At 68.9% G+C, this 14,611-nt stretch carries 16 protein-coding genes; 7 read left to right on the top strand and 9 right to left on the bottom strand.

Annotation, left to right across the window (positions count from 1 at the left end; genetic code table 11):
* Positions 1–10 precede the first annotated feature (10 nt).
* Complete coding sequence (locus V4U86_RS27880) at positions 11–316, bottom strand: Rv1535 domain-containing protein (protein ID WP_425590839.1); 306 nt, start codon at positions 314–316, stop codon at positions 11–13.
* Between V4U86_RS27880 and V4U86_RS27875 the strand changes: the two genes are divergently transcribed.
* On the top strand, positions 203–475 hold the full coding sequence (locus V4U86_RS27875; RefSeq protein WP_395309061.1) for a hypothetical protein: 273 nt from the start codon (positions 203–205) through the stop codon (positions 473–475). The two genes, V4U86_RS27880 and V4U86_RS27875, sit on opposite strands and share 114 nt — an antisense overlap.
* An 18-nt stretch (positions 476–493) precedes the next feature.
* Here the strand turns inward: V4U86_RS27875 and V4U86_RS27870 are convergent, their stop codons facing one another.
* The 4 genes from V4U86_RS27870 to V4U86_RS27855 are packed head-to-tail and all read right to left on the bottom strand — an operon-like array spanning position 494 to position 4,679.
* Positions 494–1,276, bottom strand: coding sequence for a tyrosine-protein phosphatase (locus tag V4U86_RS27870; protein ID WP_395312242.1), 783 nt, complete (start codon positions 1,274–1,276; stop codon positions 494–496).
* Positions 1,277–1,281: 5 nt separating this feature from the next.
* Positions 1,282–2,499 (bottom strand): acyl-CoA dehydrogenase family protein, encoded by a 1,218-nt coding sequence (locus V4U86_RS27865; RefSeq protein WP_395312241.1) that lies wholly within the window; start codon positions 2,497–2,499, stop codon positions 1,282–1,284.
* The gene (locus V4U86_RS27860) at positions 2,480–3,751 is read right to left on the bottom strand and encodes an MFS transporter (RefSeq protein ID WP_395309060.1); all 1,272 of its coding nucleotides are present in this window, start codon (positions 3,749–3,751) and stop codon (positions 2,480–2,482) included. Before V4U86_RS27860 ends, V4U86_RS27865 begins: the two co-directional genes overlap by 20 nt.
* 46 nt (positions 3,752–3,797) lie before the next feature.
* The gene (locus V4U86_RS27855) at positions 3,798–4,679 is read right to left on the bottom strand and encodes a LysR family transcriptional regulator (RefSeq protein WP_395309059.1); all 882 of its coding nucleotides are present in this window, start codon (positions 4,677–4,679) and stop codon (positions 3,798–3,800) included.
* Between the two features lie 71 nt (positions 4,680–4,750).
* On the opposite strand from V4U86_RS27855, the gene V4U86_RS27850 reads away from it, so the two are divergent.
* From V4U86_RS27850 to V4U86_RS27840, 3 genes are read left to right on the top strand one after another with little or no spacing between them, the layout of a single operon-like run.
* Positions 4,751–5,398, top strand: coding sequence for a response regulator (locus V4U86_RS27850; protein WP_395309058.1), 648 nt, complete (start codon positions 4,751–4,753; stop codon positions 5,396–5,398).
* Between the two features lies 1 nt (position 5,399).
* On the top strand, positions 5,400–6,608 hold the full coding sequence (locus V4U86_RS27845) for a sensor histidine kinase (protein ID WP_395309057.1): 1,209 nt from the start codon (positions 5,400–5,402) through the stop codon (positions 6,606–6,608).
* Between the two features lie 10 nt (positions 6,609–6,618).
* Complete coding sequence (locus tag V4U86_RS27840) at positions 6,619–7,524, top strand: alpha/beta fold hydrolase (RefSeq protein WP_395309056.1); 906 nt, start codon at positions 6,619–6,621, stop codon at positions 7,522–7,524.
* On the opposite strand, the gene V4U86_RS27835 is transcribed toward V4U86_RS27840, so the two are convergent.
* Positions 7,514–8,653 (bottom strand): acyl-CoA dehydrogenase family protein, encoded by a 1,140-nt coding sequence (locus V4U86_RS27835; protein ID WP_395309055.1) that lies wholly within the window; start codon positions 8,651–8,653, stop codon positions 7,514–7,516. The genes V4U86_RS27840 and V4U86_RS27835 overlap by 11 nt on opposite strands.
* A gap of 83 nt (positions 8,654–8,736) precedes the next feature.
* Between V4U86_RS27835 and V4U86_RS27830 the strand changes: the two genes are divergently transcribed.
* On the top strand, positions 8,737–9,321 hold the full coding sequence (locus tag V4U86_RS27830) for a TetR/AcrR family transcriptional regulator (RefSeq protein WP_395309054.1): 585 nt from the start codon (positions 8,737–8,739) through the stop codon (positions 9,319–9,321).
* A 6-nt stretch (positions 9,322–9,327) separates the two neighbouring features.
* Here the strand turns inward: V4U86_RS27830 and pntB are convergent, their stop codons facing one another.
* From pntB to V4U86_RS27815, 3 genes are all read right to left on the bottom strand, one after another.
* Positions 9,328–10,749 carry a Re/Si-specific NAD(P)(+) transhydrogenase subunit beta gene (gene pntB, locus V4U86_RS27825; protein WP_395309053.1) on the bottom strand — a complete coding sequence of 474 codons (1,422 nt, stop codon included), beginning with the start codon at positions 10,747–10,749 and terminating at the stop codon, positions 9,328–9,330.
* Between the two features lie 57 nt (positions 10,750–10,806).
* Positions 10,807–12,348 (bottom strand): Re/Si-specific NAD(P)(+) transhydrogenase subunit alpha, encoded by a 1,542-nt coding sequence (locus V4U86_RS27820; RefSeq protein ID WP_395309052.1) that lies wholly within the window; start codon positions 12,346–12,348, stop codon positions 10,807–10,809.
* A 124-nt stretch (positions 12,349–12,472) separates the two neighbouring features.
* Complete coding sequence (locus V4U86_RS27815; protein WP_395309051.1) at positions 12,473–13,492, bottom strand: magnesium transporter CorA family protein; 1,020 nt, start codon at positions 13,490–13,492, stop codon at positions 12,473–12,475.
* Positions 13,493–13,602: 110 nt separating this feature from the next.
* Between V4U86_RS27815 and V4U86_RS27810 the strand changes: the two genes are divergently transcribed.
* Together V4U86_RS27810 and V4U86_RS27805 are read left to right on the top strand one after the other, a co-directional pair.
* Positions 13,603–14,037 carry a hypothetical protein gene (locus V4U86_RS27810; protein WP_395309050.1) on the top strand — a complete coding sequence of 145 codons (435 nt, stop codon included), beginning with the start codon at positions 13,603–13,605 and terminating at the stop codon, positions 14,035–14,037.
* Positions 14,038–14,128: 91 nt separating this feature from the next.
* Entirely contained in the window at positions 14,129–14,482 is a 354-nt protein-coding gene (locus V4U86_RS27805) for a hypothetical protein (RefSeq protein ID WP_395309049.1), read from the top strand.
* The last annotated feature ends 129 nt before the right edge of the window (positions 14,483–14,611 follow it).

The raw sequence follows: 14,611 nt of genomic DNA, 5'->3' as shown, positions 1-14,611 counted from the left end.
CGCCGTCGGCTCAGTCGTCGATGTCGATGACCCCGCAACGCCACAACACCGCGTACACCTCGCGTAACGGAACGGTCAGGACGCGGGTCAGGGCATCTGCCAACGGTAGGGCCGGCACGCCCGAGCCGGAATCACTCACGCCCGCCACCGTCGGCAATCGAGGCGTCCAGAAGCCGAAACCGACATGACGGAGAGGTGACGAATGGCCGAAGTTTCGCAGCGGACCAAGGGGCACCGCGACGCGGTGCACACGGTGAGCCGCGCACGGGGTTTCACCATGACGCTGCCGTGCGTGGGCCGGGTCAGGGTGCCGCATCCCGAGCAGCTGGCGTTCTACGGCGCGCTCGGTGTGCTGGCCGTGGTGGAGATCATCGACTGGCCGGTCGCGCTGCTGGTCGGTGTAGGGCACATGCTGGTCCAGGACGACCACAACCGGATCGTCCAGGAGATCGGCGAGGCGCTCGAAGAGGCCTGAGCGGCGGGTCGGCCCGCGCTACCCGACCAGGGTGGCGCGCAGCCTCCCGATCTGCTCTCCGGTGACGCCGGCGGCCTCCAGGAATCCGTTCACCGAGCCGTAGGTCTGGCTCAGCTTGTGGTGCGCGGCTTCGAGGTATTCCGAACGGACACCGAGCACGGCGTCGGTGAGCCGGGCCTCGGCGAAGGTGAGCACCTCGGGGGCCTCGCCGGCCCGCGCCTTCACCGACTCCATGATGGAGTCCCGCAGCGGGTCGATCGCGTCATTGCTGCGCAGGAAGTCGGTCAGGATCGCCTCGCGCGGGACGCCGACGGCCTCCAGCACGGTGGCCACCGTGAACCCGGTGCGGTCCTTACCGGCGAAGCAGTGCGCGATCACCGGCCTGCCCTCGGCCAGCAGGGAGATCACCTGGCGCACCGCCACCTGCGCACCGGTCAGCGTCGGGAACTCCTCGTACACCTCGGTCATGTACCGCTTGGCCGACTCGGCAACATCCTCGCCGTCCGGCGACTCCGACATCACCCGATGGAAGGTCGCCTCGTGCGGGGCGTCCTGCGCGGAGTCGTCCTCGAAATGGAATGGCAAGTGGTGCAACGCAACCCCCGCGGGCACCTGTCCGGGACCGCGGCGCTCGAGTTCGCGCCGCGACCGCAGGTCCGCCACATCGTTGATGCCGAGCGACAGCAGCGCCGCCCGGCCGTCATCGGTGAGCCGGCTCAGCTCGCTGGACCGGAACAGCAGCCCCGGCCGGATGCCGGCGGACTCGGCAACATCTCTAAAGTTCCACGCTCCCGCCAGCATCTCGGTCACAGTCCGGTGACCGCCGCGGCGAGGGGGCTCTTCTCTTTGCCGAGTTCGGCGCGGGCGATGGTGCGCATGTGCACCTCGTCGGGCCCGTCGAACAGGCGCATGGCGCGGTGCCAGGCGTAGAGCCGGGCCAGTGGGAAGTCATCGCTGACCCCGGCGCCGCCGTGCACCTGGATGGCGCGGTCGAGCACGTTGCACGCGATCTGCGGGGCCACCGACTTGATCTGGCTGACGAGCACGTGGGCGGCCTTGTTGCCCTGCTGATCGATGGTCCAGGCCGCCTTCTCGCACAGCAGCCGGGCCTGATCGATCTCATTGCGAGACTTGGCGATCGACTCACGCACCACACCCTGTTCGGCGAGCGGCTTGCCGAACGCGATGCGGGTCTGCACCCGGTCGATCATCAGCGCCAGGGCACGCTCAGCGGCGCCGAGGGCACGCATGCAGTGGTGGATGCGGCCCGGGCCGAGCCGGGCCTGGGCGATGGCGAAACCGCTGCCCTCCTCGTGCAGCAGGTTCTCCACCGGCACCCGGACATTGTCGAAGTTGATCTCGCAGTGCCCGTGCTGGTCCTGCCAGCCGAACACCGGCAGCGAGCGCTGGATGTCGACACCGGGGGTGTCGGCCGGGACCAGGATCATGGACTGCTGCTGATGGCTGGCCGCGTCCGGGTTGGTGCGCCCCATCACGATCAGGATCTTGCAGCGCGGGTCGGCCGCCCCGGTGATCCACCACTTGCGACCGTTGATCACGTAGTCCGAGCCGTCGCGCAGCATGGTGGTCTCGATGTTGCGGGCGTCGCTGGAGGCCACCGCGGGCTCGGTCATGGCGAACGCCGAGCGGATCTCACCGGCCAGCAGGGGCTCCAGCCACTGCTTGCGCTGGGCCTCGTCGGCGAACAGGTGCAGGGTCTCCATGTTCCCGGTGTCGGGGGCCGCGCAGTTGAACACTTCGGGGGCGATCTCCATGCTCCAGCCGGTCACCTCCGCCAGCGGCGAGTAGTCCAGGTTGGTCAGACCCGACTCCGAGGGCAGGAACAGGTTCCACAGCCCGGCGGCCTTGGCCTTGACCTTGAGCTCCTCGACCACCGGCGGCACGGTGTGGTCCTTCGGGCCCTTCTCCTCGCGGTAGGCGTGGTAGGAGGCCTCGGCCGGGAACACGTTCTCGACCATGAAGTCGGTGAGCCGCTTGTGGTAGTCAGCCGCCTTGGCGGACATCGCGAAGTCCATGACCGTCACGATAGGCCACCTGGTTAGACAACTGGCAGCTGGGCGCGTGTCGCAGGACCAGCAGGGCCAGCACGCCCGCCAACAGGGCCAGCCCGATGACGATCCCGGCGACGCCGGTCCAGCCCGCGGCGTCGAACGCCAGCCCACCCAGCCAGCCCACGACGCTCGATCCGGCGTAGTAGGACAGGTTGTACAGCGAGGAAGCCTGGGTCTTGCCGGCCCCGGATGCGTAGGCGACCCATCCGGAGGCGATGGCGTGCGCGCCGAAGAATCCGGCGGTCGCGATCACCAGCCCGGCCAGGATCGCGACGATGTGGGTGCTCAGGGTCAGCGCGGTGCCCGCGACCATGGTGACGATGGACCCGATCAGCACCGTGCGGCGGCCGAACCGCCCGGCCTCGGCCCCGGCCCGCGCGGAGGCCCAGGTGCCCGCGAGATAGGCCAGGAACACCAGGCTGACCAGCGTGTGCGGCAGCCCGAACGGTTCGGCGGTGAGCCGGAATCCCAGGAAGTTGTAGATGGCGACGAAGCCACCCATCAGCAGGAAGCCCTGCGCGTACAGGACGAGCTGGCGCGGTGAGCGCAGGTTAGCGCGCAGTCGCCGGATCAGGTCACCCCCGCTGCTCGGCCGGAAACGGCGGGCCGGGGGCGCCAACCGCACGAAGGCCACCGCGGACAGCGCGCACAACCCGGCCACGGTCAGCACGCCGACCCGCCATCCGGTGTGCTCCGCGAGCGGGCCGGTGATCAGCCGGCCGGCCAGCCCACCGATGGTGGTGCCCGCCACGTAGCTGCCCGCGGCTCGTGCGGCGTGCCCGGATTCGATCTCCTCGGTGAGATAGGCAATGGCGATGGCCGGCACGCCGCCGAGCATCAGGCCTTCGACGAAACGCCCGGACAGCAGCATCCCCGCGGTCGGCGCCAACGGCACCAGCAATCCCAGAATCGTTGCCGCCGTGATGGACAACGTCATCGCCTGGACCCGGCCGATACGGTCGGCCAGTGCCGCCCAGGGGATCACGCCGACGGCCAGGCCCACGGTGGCGGCCGACACCGTCAGCGCCGCGTCGGCGGCGCCGGTACCCAGATCGCGGGCGATCAGCGGCAGCACCGCCTGGGGTGAGTACAACTGGGCGAAGGTCGCGACCCCACCGAAGAACAGGGCGGCGAGCAGGCGGCGGTACTCCGAGGATCCGCGTGAATGGCCTTGCCAGTCAACGGGGCTCAGAGTGGTCGTCACGAAGACGACGGTAGGTGCCCAAGTTCGATGTGTCTAATGCATGAAGTTAGGTGGATTCATGACGATCACGCATGATGAATTCCGCCAGCCGACGGGTCGCCGGCGACAGTTCGCGGTCGGCGTTCCAGGTCAGCCCGATCTGCCGCTTGGCGGTCGTCTCGGTGAGCGGGATGTAGGCGACACCGGGATCGGCGTGATCGGGCCGGGGCACCGGGACAACCGCCACCCCGAGGCCGGCGCCGACCAGACCCTCGACGGTGGGAAGTTCCATCGCCTCGAACACCACTTGCGGCGCGATGCCGGCCTGCTGGCACAACTCGTCGGTGAGCCTGCGCAGACCGAAGCCGGGCGCCAGCTCCACGAAGGGCTCGTCGGCGGCGTCGGCCAGGCGTAACCGGGTCCGGGTCGCGAACCGGTGATCGCGCGGGACCGCCAAACACAGTCGTTCGACATCGAGGACCCGCCACGGGTAGCCGGGCGGGCGGGGCGAGGTGATGGCCAGATCGGACTGGCCCCCGGCCAGCCGCGCCACGATCTCGTGCGCCGCACCTTGGAACAGGTCGAACTGCACCCGGGGCGCCTCGGCGCGGAACCGGCGCAGCACGTCGGGCACCAGACCGCTGCCCTGGGAGTGCAGGAAAGCCAGCCGCACCGTCCCGGTCTCCGGATCGTGCAGGGCGGCGATGCGCTCGGTGGCCGACTGCATTTCGTCGATGCTGCGCCGCGCATGCTCGAGCAGGATCCGGCCGTAGTCGTTGAGTGCCAGCCTGCGGTTGAGCCGGTCGAACAGCGGAGCCCCGACCGCTGCCTCCAGTCGGGCCAATGACCGCGACAGCGTGGGCTGGCTGATGCCCAGTTCGGCAGCCGCGTCCGTGACGTGCTCGGTTTCGGCGAGCGTCACGAACCACTGCAGTTCTTCGATGTTCATCGGTGCGAATTTTCCCGCAGCGCCGCCCCAAATCGGCTTTCGGACCCGCGTGTCGTGACAAGCTGCACGGCATGCAGGATTCGGCGCAGAAGGTGAGTGTGGTGGTCGGCGACGACCACCCGATGTTCCGCGACGGTGTGGTGCGCGCGCTGGCGGCCAGCGGCTCCATCGAGGTGGTCGGCGAGGCCGAGGACGGCGTGGCCGCACTGGAACTGATCCGTACCCACCAGCCGGCGGTGGCGCTCCTGGATTACCGGATGCCGGGGATGGACGGCTCCGAGGTGGCCGCCGCCGTCGCACGCGGCGACCTGCCCACCCGGGTGCTGCTCATCTCCGCCCACGACGAGTCCGCGATCGTCTACAAGGCGCTGCAGGACGGTGCCGCCGGGTTCCTGTCCAAGGAGTCGACCCGCGGGGAGCTGGTCAACGCGGTGCTGGACTGCGCCCGTGGCCGGGATGTGATCACCCCGGCACTGGCCGCGTCGCTGGCCGGAGAGATCCGTCGCCGCAACGAGCCGGACACCCCGGCGCTGTCCGGCCGGGAACGCGAGGTGCTGGCCATGATCGCGCGGGGTCTGACCATCCCGGCGATGGCCAAGGAGCTCTACCTCGCCCCGTCGACGGTCAAGACGCACGTGCAGCGGCTCTACGAGAAGCTCGGTGTCGGCGACCGCGGGGCCGCGGTCGCCGAGGCGATGCGCCGCAAGCTGCTCGACTGACGTGACGCGCCTCGTCGAGTTCTTCGCCGCCCAACCGGTACGGGTGTCGGCGGTGTTGCGGTTGCCGCTGATCGCGTTGATCGCCGTGCTGGTGTGGATCTGGGATGTCGACCACTGGCTGCCCGGCCTGTACGCGGCGGTGTTGGGTGGATACGCCGTCATCGCGGTGGCATGGCTGTTGGCGGCGCTGCGGGGCCCGCTACCGCAGTGGGCGGACTGGGCCTCCACCGGCGTCGACGTACTGCTGATCGTCGTGCTCTGTCTGGTGTCCGGGGGTGCCACCGCGGCACTGCTGCCGGTGTTCTTCCTGCTGCCCATCTCGGTGGCGTTCCAGGACAAGCCCTGGCTGACGGCGATCATCGGAACCGTCACCGCGGGTGCGTATCTGACGGTGTGGATCGTGTACTCCAAGCGCGACGACCGGATCGGCCTGCCCGATATGGTCTACACCCACTTCGGGTTCCTGCTGTGGCTGGCGGTCGCCACCACGGCCCTGTGCCTGGTGCTGTCGATGCGCGCGGCGCGGGTGAAGGCGCTGCTGGGAATACGCAATCAGCTGGTCTCCGAGGCCATGCATGCCGACGAGCAACACAGCCGTGAGGTCGCGGAGAATCTGCACGACGGCCCGCTGCAGAACCTGCTGGCGGCCCGGATGGAACTCGACGAGATCCGGGAGCGGATCTCCGATCCGGGTCTGGACGCGGTGCGTGCGGCATTGCAGGACACCGCCAAGCAACTACGGACGACCGTCACCGAACTGCACCCGCAGGTACTCGCGCAACTCGGCCTGACCGAGGGAGTGCGGGAGCTGTTGCGCCAGTTCGAGTCCCGCACCCGGTGCCAGGTCGATGCCGAGCTGGACGAGGTGGGCAAACCGCAGTCCCAAGCGCTGCTCTACCGGGCCGCCCGCGAGTTGCTGGCCAACATCGGCAAGCACGCCGGGGCGCACGCGGTGACGGTGCGGCTGTACCGGGCCGGGGACCGGGTGGTGCTCACCGTCGCCGACGACGGTGCCGGTTTCGACCCGGATCTGGTGGCGGAACGGCTCGCCGCCGGGCACATCGGGCTGGGCTCTCTCCAGGTTCGGGTCGACTCGATGGGCGGATCGATGGCCGTCGACTCGGCGCCGGGGCGGGGGACGACGGTGACGGTGACCTCGCCACCCGAGCCGCCGATAAATGCGTCGCCCGCACCGCTTTCCGGCGGGTAACCTCACGCCGGTGAAGTCCCGTGTCGCCCTCGTGCTGCTCGTTGCGGTCGTGTGCGCGGTCTTGGTGAACGCCTGGGTCGTCACCGGTACGGCGCGCGCCGCGCAGCCGTTCGGCGGGGGCCGCGTCCTCGAGCTGGACGGGCCGGACCTCAACGTCCGGGAGTACGGTCCGCCGGGAGAGCGCGCCGTCGTTCTGCTGCACGGGTATTCGTCATCGATCGAGTGGTGGGAAAAGGTGGCGCCGCTGCTGGCCGACGGGCAGCGGGTGATCACCGTCGACCTCGTCGGCCACGGCGGATCCGAGGCGCCGCGGGAGACCGAACCCTACCGGGCCGAGGGGCAGGCCGAGGCGGTGCGCAGGGCGCTGGACGCGCTCGGGGTACGTCGCGCCGTGCTGGTGGGTCATTCGATGGGCGGTGCGGTCGCCGCGGCTCTCGCCGACCAGTACCCGGACGTGGTGGAGCGCGTGGTGGTCTCCGATACCCCGGGGGCCGCCGACCTGGTCGCCATGCCGTTGCTGGGAAAAATGGTGTGCTGGCCCGTGATCGGGCCCGCGCTGGATCGGTTCCGCCCCGTCGATGCGATCACCGGGAGTTCCCTGCAGACCGGGTTCGACGCCGGGTACCCGGTGCCCGACTTCGCGCACCGTTCACTGGAGCGGCTCACCTACGCCGGCGTATGCGACTCCAAGGAGTCCTCGCGGCCCGCGGTCGCCGACACCCTCGCCGCGCTGGGCAAGCCGGTGCTGGTGGTCTGGGGTGAGACCGATGTGCTGACCCCGACCGCGCCCAACGTCACCCGCTACACCGCGGCCGGGATGTCGCCGCGCATCATCGCCGGGGCGGGGCACAGCCCGATGGTCGAGAAGCCGGCCGAATTCGTCTCGGCCATCGCCGATTTCGTGGCTAGGCGCTGAGGCTGCGCGCCATCACCATGCGCTGGATCTGGTTGGTGCCCTCGAAGATCTGGGTGATCTTGGCTTCCCGCATGTACCGCTCGGCGCGGAAGTCGCGGGTGTAGCCGACCCCGCCGAGCACCTGGACGGCGTCGGTGGTGACCTTCATCGCGGCGTCGGTGGCGACCAGCTTGGCGATGCTGGCCTGCGAGCCGTACGGCAGGCCCAGATCGCGGCGCCGTGCGGCATCCAGATAGGTGGCCCGTGCGCTGGCCACCGCGGCCGACATGTCGGCCAGCATGAAACCGAGCCCCTGGTGATCGATGATCTTGCGGCCGAACGTGGTTCGTTCGTTGGCGTAGCGCACCGCGTCGTCGAGAGCGGCCTGGGCGATACCGACGGCCACCGCGGCGATGCCGAGGCGTCCGGAATCCAGGGCGGAGAAGGCAATCGGTAGGCCCTGGCCCTCGATGCCGATCAGCCGGTCGGCGTCGAGGCGGGCGTCGTCGTAGAACGCCGCGGTGGTGGGCACCGCGTGCAGGCCCATCTTCTCCTCGGGCGCACCGAAGGTCAGCCCGTCCAGATCGCCGGGCACCAGGAAGCAGCTGATGCCCTTGCTGCCCGACCCGGTCCGCGCGAACAGCGTGTAGAAGTCCGCGATCCCGCCGTGGGTGATCCAGGACTTCGACCCGTTGATCACGTACTGATCGCCGTCGCGTACCGCAGCGCAGCGCAGCGCAGCCGCGTCCGAACCGGCCTGCGGTTCGCTCAGGCTATAGGCGCCGATCTGGTCGCCGGAGAGCATTCCGGGCAGCCAACGCTGCTTCTGCTCCTCGGTGCCGAAGGCCAGCAGCGGATGGGAGGACAGGCTGTGCACGCTGACCGCGACCGCGACCGCCGCCCAGCGCGCCGCGATCTCCTCGAGTACCTGCAGGTACACCTCGTAGGGTTGGCCGCCCCCGCCCCACTCCTCGGACTGCGGAAGGCTCAGCAGCCCGGCCGCGCCCAGTTGGGCGAAGACACCCTCGGGATAGGTCTCGGCCTTCTCGTGCTTGTCCACGATCGGGTCGAGCACCTTGTCGGCGATATCGCGGGTCAGCTCGATGAGCTCGTGGGCTTCCGGGGTGGGGAGCAGGCGGTCGACGGGCACGGGCACCTCGCAAAAACAGTACTGGGGACAGGACTAGAGTATCACTTGCAGTACTGAAAGGGGTAAGCCAGTACTATCGAGCGATGTCCGACCTGGCCGAAACCGGATTCGCGACGCGCCGCCGCACAGCGCTGTTCGACTCGCTGCTGGCGCTTTTCCTGGCCGAAGGCTTCAGCCACCTCACCCTCGACGAGATCGCGGCCCGGCTGCGCTGCTCGAAATCCACCCTGTACACGCTGGCCACCAGCAAGGACGAGCTGGTCCGGCGGGTGACGGTGTACTTCTTCAAACGGGCCACCACCGGGGTGGAGGCGAGCCTGGCGCAGGCGGGCGGCGCCCGCGAGCGCGTCGCGGCCTACCTGACCGGGGTCGGCGAGGAACTGGCCGTCGCCTCGGACGCGTTCATGGCCGATATGAACGCCTTCGCGCCGGCGCGGGAGGTGTACGAGGCCAACACCCGGGCGGCCGCGCAGCGGGTCCGGGAGTTGATCGAGGACGGCGTCGGCGTGGGGGAGTACCGCGCGGTGCACACCTCGTTCGCGGCCGATCTGATCGCCACGATGATGGTGCGCATCCAGCAGCGCAGCGTGCGGGAGGCCACCGGGCTGAGCGACGCCGAGGCCTACGCGGAGTTGGCCACGCTGCTCACCGAGGGGCTGCGGGCCTGAGCCCTACTACAGCGCGGCGTTGATGGCGTCGACGCGGTCTTTGGCGTCGCCGAAGAGCATCTGGGTGTTGTCTCGGAAGAACAGTGGGTTTTGCACGCCGGCGTAGCCGGAGGCCATGGAGCGTTTGAAGACGATGACGTTTTCGGCGTTCCACACGGTGAGCACGGGCATGCCGGCGATGGGTGATCCGGGGTCTTCGGAGGCGGCCGGGTTGACGGTGTCGTTGGCGCCGATGACCAGGACCACCGAGGTGTCGGGGAAGTCGTCGTTGATCTCGTCCATTTCCAGCACGATGTCGTAGGGGACCTTGGCCTCGGCCAGCAGCACGTTCATGTGCCCGGGCAGCCGGCCGGCGACGGGGTGGATGCCGAAGCGCACGGTGACGCCGCGGTCGCGCAGCTTGCGGGTCAGGTCGGCCACCCCGTACTGGGCCTGGGCCACGGCCATGCCATAGCCGGGGGTGATGATCACCGAGCTGGCGCCGGCCAGCATTTCGGCGGCGGCTTCGGCGGTGATCTCGCGGTGCTCGCCGTAGTCCTTGTCCTGCGCGGGGCCGGCCTCGATCCCGAAACCGCCGGCGATCACCGAGATGAAGGAGCGGTTCATCGCCTTGCACATGATGTAGGACAGGTAGGCACCCGAGGAGCCGACCAGCGCACCGGTGATGATCAGCAGATCGTTGCCCAGCAGGAAGCCCGACGCGGCGGCGGCCCAACCGGAGTAGCTATTGAGCATGGACACCACCACCGGCATGTCGCCGCCGCCGATGGAGGCGACCAGGTGCCAGCCCAGCAGCAGGGCCAGCGCGGTGACCACGATGAGCAGCCACAGCGCCGGTGAGATGACGAACCACACGGTGAGCGCGAAGAACACCACCAGGGCGCCGATGTTGAGGATGTTCTTGCCCGGCAGCATCAGCGGGGCGGACTTCATCCGGGCCGAGAGTTTGAGGTTGGCCACGATGGACCCGGTGAAGGTGACCGCGCCGATGAACACGCCGATGAACACCTCGGCCGAATGGATACCGAGCATGCCCGCCGCGGCCATCGCGGTGGTGTCCGGGCCGTCGGGATGGGCCTCGATGTGCAGGTAGCCGTTCCAGCCGACGAGCACGGCGGCCAGACCGACGAAGCTGTGCAGCAGCGCGATCAGTTCGGGCATCCCGGTCATCTCGACGACCTTGGCCCGCCACAGGCCGATCGCCGCGCCGACGATCATGGCGCCGATCAGCAGGCCCAGCCCGAGCGGTTCGATGCCGCGCCCGAGAGCGAGCACGATGGTGGCGATCAGGGCGATGGCCATGCCGGCGATGCCGAAGGTGTTGCCGGCCCTCGATGTCTCGTGCTTGGACAGCCCGGCCAGCGCCAGGATGAACAGCAGTGCCGCGACCACATACGCCGCGGTGGCAGCGGTTTCTAGAGAAAGCATGCAGGAATCCGTTTCCAGGAAAAGGGAGTGTGGGGCAGCCTCAGCTGCGGGAGAACATCAGCTTCTGGAGAACATGGCGAGCATGCGGCGGGTCACCGCGAAGCCACCGAAGACGTTGATGCTGGCCAGCAGGATCGCCACGCAGGCCAGGGCGGTGATCGCCGGGTCACCGGTGCCGATTTGCAGCAGTGCGCCGACGACGATGATCCCGGAGATCGCGTTGGTCACCGACATCAGCGGGGTGTGCAACGCGTGGTGGACGTTGCCGATCACGTAGTAGCCGATCACGATCGCCAGCGCGAACACCACCAGGTGCACCTGCAGGGCGGCCGGGGACAGCGCGATCAGAGCGAACAGCGCGGCCGCCGCGGCGAACGTGATCCCGAGGCGACGCTGCGTCGTCATCGGCTTCTTGGGTTCCTTGACCACCGGGGCGGGTGCGGCGGCCCCGGCGGCCGCCGCGGCGGCCGCCGGGGCGGCCGAGACCTGCACCGGCGGCGGGGGCCAGGTGCTCTGCCCGTCGCGGACCACGGTGATCGAGCGCTGCACCACGTCGTCCCAGTCCAGGGTGAGCACGCCGTCCTTGTTCGGGGTGAGCAGCTTGAGCAGGTTGACCAGGTTGGTGCCGTAGAGCTGGGAGGCCTGGGCGGGCAGCCGGCCGGCCAGATCGGTGTAGCCGATGATCCTCACCCCGTTGTCGGTGACGATGGCCTGATCCTTGACGGTGCCCTCGACGTTGCCGCCGTTGGCCGCGGCCATATCCACGATCACCGACCCGGGTTTCATCGAGGCCACCATCTCGGCGGTGATGATGCGCGGCGCGGGCCGGCCCGGGATCAGCGCGGTGGTGATGATGATGTCGACCTCGGAGGCCAACTCGGCATACAGCGCGGCCTCGCGGGCCTTGTAGTCCTCGCCCATCTCCTTGGCGTACCCGGTGGCCGAGACCTCCCCGGCGTCGGGATCGACGGAGACGTACTCCCCGCCCAGGGAGGCGACCTGATCGGCCACCTCCGGGCGCGGATCGGTGGCCCGCACGATGGCACCCAGGCTGCCCGCGGCACCGATGGCGGCGAGCCCGGCCACCCCGGCACCCACGACGAGCACCTTGGCCGGGGGTACCTTGCCCGCCGCGGTGACCTGACCGGTGAAGAACCGTCCGAAGGCATGCGCGGCCTCCACCACGGCACGGTAGCCGGCGATGTTGGCCATCGAGGACAACACGTCCAGGGACTGGGCCCGTGAGATCCGCGGCACCGCATCCATGGCCAGCACCGTGATCGGCCTGCTCGAGAGCTTCTCGACCAACTCCGGCTTCAGCGCGGGCGAGATCAGTCCCACCACCGTCGCGCCGTCGCGGACCGCGGCGATCTCGGTATCGTCGGGCGCGTTGACCTTCAACACCACATCCGCATTCCACGGCGAACCGATGGTCGCACCGGCCTCCACGTAGGCGGCATCAGAGAAGCTGGATGCCGCGCCCGCTGCACTCTCGACGACTACTGTGTAGCCGAGCTTGATAATCTGCCCGACGGTCTGCGGTGTCGCCGCGACGCGAGTCTCCCCAGCCAGGGACTCGCGCGGTATCCCGATGATCACGTTGTTCCGATCCGATCTGTGTGGCCCAGGACGGGGTCAAAAGAGTCAGTGTAGGAAACAGTGCGGGGCGGTAGGCGACCCCGTCCACCTTCGCTGATCTTGACCGGTGCAGTTCTCCCCGCGATCACAACCAGTCGCGCCGTTTGAACATCACGTACAGCACCACGACCAGCACGACGATCACTGCCGAACTGGTCAGGAAACCTGCGACGGTATCGATTCCGGGGTAGAGCACATTCTGGCCGTAGAAGCCGGTGATGGCGGTGGGGACCGCGATGATGGCCGCCCAGCCGGTGAGCTTCTTCATCACGGTGTTCAGCCGGGCGTCCTGCAGCGAGAGGTTGGTCTCGAAGACCGTGGTGACCATGTCGCGCAACGATTCGGTCCACTCCGAGGCGCGCAGCACGTGGTCGTACAGATCGGCGTAGAGCGGGTCGAGTTCGGGGGAGGTCCTGGCGTCGAGTCTGCGGTGCTGGATGGTGCTCACCACCTCGCGCACCGGCAGCACCACGCGGCGCAGGTCCACCAGATCCTTGCGGACCCGGAAGGTACGCCGCTGCAGGCCATGTGGCGGCCCGGCCCGGGTGCCGGAGTCGGAGAACAGTTCGTCCTCCAGTTCTTCGATGGCATCGTCGAGCACCTGGACGGCGTCGAAGTGACCGTCCACCACCACATCGAGCAGTCCGTGCACCAACGCGCCCACCCCGTGCGACTGTCCGCCGAGTTCGTCGAACCGGCGGGAGACCTCGCCGATGTCGAACTCGCCTGGGCCGCTGTTGAGGCCGGGCAGCCGCACGGTGATCAGTGCGTGCGGCAGCACGAAGGCGGAGATGCGGTGTTTGACCAACATCGACTCGCTGTCCCGGGTCGGCTCGTGAGTGCCCAGCGCGTACACCGTGAAGAACGTATGCGATTGGTAGACGGCAGCTTTGGTGCGTTCCTTCGGGGCGACGGCGTCCTCGACCGCCCAGACGTTCAGGCCGATCTCGGCCGCCAACAGGCTCAGGGCGTCATGGTCGGGGTCGTAGATGTCCGCCCAAACCAACTGGTCCTCGGATGCCAGGCAATCCGAGATGGCATCGAGGCTGAACTCGTCGTCGTGGGGCTCGCCGCTGCGCCACAGCCGGCCCGTCACCTTCGTCACCCCGGTCATCTTTCCCTGCGGCGGCGACGTTTCGTGGGACCGGCGGGCGGGAATGCCCCAATTTGCATGCGCGTCGATTACGGGGCGCCGCAGCTGTCGAAGGAGCCAACATGTCCGACATCGAAACAGTGGTGGTCATCGGCGCGGCCATCCTGGCCATCGTGGTGGTCATCAGTCTGTTCATCGCGGCCAGCCGCAAGCGCACCCAGGGCAAGCGCGAGCAGGCCCGGAAAATGCGCGGCGAACTCAAGGCCGAGCAGGAACAGGTCGCCAAGCGCCAGGCGCTGGCCGAGGAGACCGACGCCCGCGCCCGCGCGGCCGCGGCCGAGGCCGAGGCGAAGGCCGCCGAGGCGCGTCGGCTGAGTGAGCGGGCCGCCGCACATCAGGAAACCCTGGAGTCCCACCGCGACGAACTCGACGAACGGCGCAAGCACATCGACCACATCGATCCCGACGTGAGGTCCGATCGGGGCCGGGCCGGTGAGGACGAACCCGACCGACAGGTGATCGACACGCCGCCCCGGCGCGTCGAGCACCCGCGCTGACCGGTCCCGAGGATCTCGTTTGCGCAGCGAACGTGCATCGACATGGGGCGAGGAGATCGCATCGCCGGCCGGGGACCCCACGATGTACTCCATGGAATTGGTGGTCGAACGCGGGCAGGCCCGGTGCCCCCGCTGTGTCGCGGTGGCGGACTACGCCTTCGTCGAGCTGGGGCCGGAACTGCTTCGCTACGAGGTGAGTTGCCACGGCTGCGGAGAACAGTACCGAGAGAAACTCGGGCCGGTGCCGCAACCGGCGGGTGTGCTCGCCACCGTCGACGTATGGCCCCCGGTCCCGCCGCCACCGCCCGTGCCGGTGCGTGAGCGTCTGCAGATCTGGGTGGAATCCGCTCGGGGCGCGACGATTACGGCGTGGGAACGCAGGAGCGCGTGGGCGTCGGCCCTGCTCGAACGCATCCCCCGCGACGCCGGATCGAAAGTCGGATAAAAATCAGAGCGATTCCAGCCCTTCGCAGCCACCTCCCGCCCGGGTAGTAATACGCGGGTGAACACCGCGTTGTCCGTCGACTCTTGCTGTTGCTGAGGCCATAAGCCTCAGTCCCTCAGTAGTTCTCAC

Origin of the sequence: Mycobacterium sp. AMU20-3851 (genome assembly GCF_043974665.1) — a bacterium.
Classification (GTDB): domain Bacteria; phylum Actinomycetota; class Actinomycetes; order Mycobacteriales; family Mycobacteriaceae; genus Mycobacterium.
The sequence above is the reverse complement of the archived record's forward strand: the minus strand, read 5'-3'. Positions and strand labels throughout refer to the sequence as shown.